This is a genomic window from Pedobacter namyangjuensis (genome assembly GCF_003313325.1).
Lineage (GTDB): Bacteria > Bacteroidota > Bacteroidia > Sphingobacteriales > Sphingobacteriaceae > Pedobacter > Pedobacter namyangjuensis.
Genome location: NZ_QMHQ01000028.1, coordinates 1 through 1,009 on the forward strand (window position 1 = coordinate 1; position 1,009 = coordinate 1,009).

A 1,009-nucleotide genomic window follows, 5' to 3' on the forward strand; every position below is an offset into this window, starting at 1 on the left:
AATCGTATAACATAACTTGAGTACATTAATTGCAGCAGAAGGGCTTGGCCACGCCTATCATGACGAATGGCTATTTAAAAATTTAACATTAGGGATTAATGCCGGCCAGCGTGTAGCCTTAGTTGGCGTAAATGGAGCAGGAAAAAGCACCTTGATGAAACTATTGGCTGAACGGTTTGCTCCGTTAGAGGGTAAGATCGTGAAGAACAAGTCTGTTAAAATTGGATTTTTAGATCAAGAACCAAGTTTCCCCGATAATTCTACCATTAGCGACTTCATATTTTCTTCTGAAAACAAACAACAACAGCTGATAAAAGAATATGAAGAATTAATTGAACAAGAACACCCTGATGAAAAGAAGCTCAATAGCTTATATGAAGAATTGAGTGAGCATAATGCTTGGGAATATGAGCATCAGATTAAAACTATTTTAAGCAGAATGGGCATTAACCAACTGCAGCAAAAAATAGATACTTTATCAGGTGGTCAGCGAAAACGACTGGCATTAGCTAAATTATTAATTGAAGATCCGGCAATATACGTTTTAGATGAGCCTACTAACCACTTGGATATTGATACCATTGAGTGGCTGGAAAAATTGCTAACTACAGGCGCTAAAACTTTATTATTAGTAACCCATGATAGGTACTTTTTAGATAATGTTTGCAATACGATTGTTGAATTAGATAGAGGAAAAACTTTTACTTACAACGGAAACTATGCCTATTTTTTAGAAAAGAAAGCTGAACGCGAAGCACAAGATGACGCAACGTTTCAAAAAAACAAGAATTTATTAAAAAAAGAGTTGGAGTGGATGCGTAGAATGCCACAAGCAAGAACTACAAAGTCACAGGCGAGAATAGATGCATTTTACGATTTGGATGAAAAAACAAAGCAAAGATCCGAACATCAAAAAGTAACATTAAATGTAAAGATGTCTAGACAAGGAAATAAAATCCTTGAACTAGATCATATCCATCAGCAATTTCAAGAGCAACTTATTATTGAT

At 35.3% G+C, this 1,009-nt stretch carries 1 protein-coding gene; it reads left to right on the plus strand.

Features of this window, described 5'->3' with window-relative positions; all coding sequences use genetic code 11:
• Window positions 1–16: 16 nt before the first annotated feature.
• Window positions 17–1,009, plus strand: a 993-nt coding sequence (locus tag DUT69_RS19105) for an ABC-F family ATP-binding cassette domain-containing protein (RefSeq protein WP_162796369.1), incomplete at its 3' end; no start/stop codon positions are given.